This is a genomic window from Micromonospora sp. WMMD736, from assembly GCF_049179015.1.
Lineage (GTDB): Bacteria > Actinomycetota > Actinomycetes > Mycobacteriales > Micromonosporaceae > Micromonospora.
Genome location: NZ_JBMHMI010000045.1, coordinates 1 through 1,286 on the forward strand (window position 1 = coordinate 1; position 1,286 = coordinate 1,286).

At 70.3% G+C, this 1,286-nt stretch carries 1 protein-coding gene and 1 pseudogene; both read right to left on the reverse strand.

Features of this window, described 5'->3' with window-relative positions; all coding sequences use genetic code 11:
- The coding region (locus ACN269_RS33295) for an acetylornithine transaminase (RefSeq protein WP_421477091.1) at positions 1-1,078 on the reverse strand (1,078 nt) is incomplete at its 3' end.
- Positions 1,075-1,286 (reverse strand): annotated as a pseudogene (locus ACN269_RS33300) (acetylglutamate kinase); the annotation flags it as partial. The gene ACN269_RS33295 and the pseudogene ACN269_RS33300, both read right to left, overlap by 4 nt.

Sequence of the window (1,286 nt, forward strand, 5' to 3'; positions counted from 1 at the left end):
CATTGACCAGGAAGCCGGCCGCACGCGCGGCGGCCTCGACGGCCTTTGCCTCGGGCGCGCGCAGCACCACACCGAGCAGCAGGCCGCGGCCCCGGACATGGTCGACCAGTGGATGGTGCAGGCCTTCGATGCCGTGCGCGAGGGTTTTGCCCAACACATCGGCGCGTCCGATCAGGTCCCCGTCGGCCAGCGTCGTCAGCACGGCCAACGCGGCCGCGGTGCACACCGGGTTGCCGCCGAACGTGCTGCCGTGCAGTCCGGGGGTGAGCAGATCCTGGGCGTCTCCGACCGCCAGGCACGCCCCGATCGGCAAGCCGCCGCCGAGCCCCTTGGCCAGCGTGACCACGTCGGGGGTGATGCCGTCGTGCTGGTGGGCGAAAAAGGCGCCGGTGCGGCCCATTCCGGTTTGCACCTCGTCCAGGATCAGCAGCGCGCCATGGGTGGCGGTGACTTCGCGGGCGGCCACCAGGTAGCCGGCCGGCGGGACGACGACACCGCCCTCCCCCATGATCGGCTCCAGGAACACCGCCGCGGTCTGGTCGTCGACCGCGGTGCGCAGGGCATCGACGTCGCCGTAGGGCACGTGGGTGACCTCGCCGGGCAGCGGGGCGAAGGGCGCCTGCTTGGACGGTTGGCCGGTCAACGCCAGCGAGCCCATCGTCCGGCCGTGGAACGCGCCTTCGGCGGCAACGAGTTTCGTCCGCCCGGTCAGGCGGGTGATCTTGAACGCGACCTCGTTGGCCTCGGTCCCGGAGTTGCAGAAGAACGCCCGTGCCGGAGCGCCGAGCAGCCCAACCAGCTTCTCGGCCAATAAAATGCCGGGTTCGGTGGCGTACAGGTTCGAGGTGTGACCCAACGTGCTGAGTTGGCGGGTGACCGCCTCGATGACCGCCTGATGGCGGTGCCCGAGGATGTTGACCGCGATGCCGCCGAGCAGGTCGAGGTAGGACTTGCCGTCAGCGTCGGTGACCACCGCGCCGTCGCCGCTGACCAGCGCCAGCGGCGGGGTGCCGTAGTTGTTCATCATCACGGCTTGCCAGCGCCGCTGGAGTGCCTCGGTGCCCGGTTGCGTGCTCATGCGCTCACCACCTTGGTGCCCGTCCCTTCGTCGGTGAACAGTTCCACCAGCACGCAGTGCTCAACCCGGCCGTCGACCACATGGGCGCTGGGCACACCCCCGGCGACCGCGCGCAGGCAGGCTTCGATCTTGGGCACCATGCCGGACTCCAGCCTGGGCAGCAGCTGGGTCAGCGCGGCGGTGTTGATCTCGGTGACCAGTGAGCCGC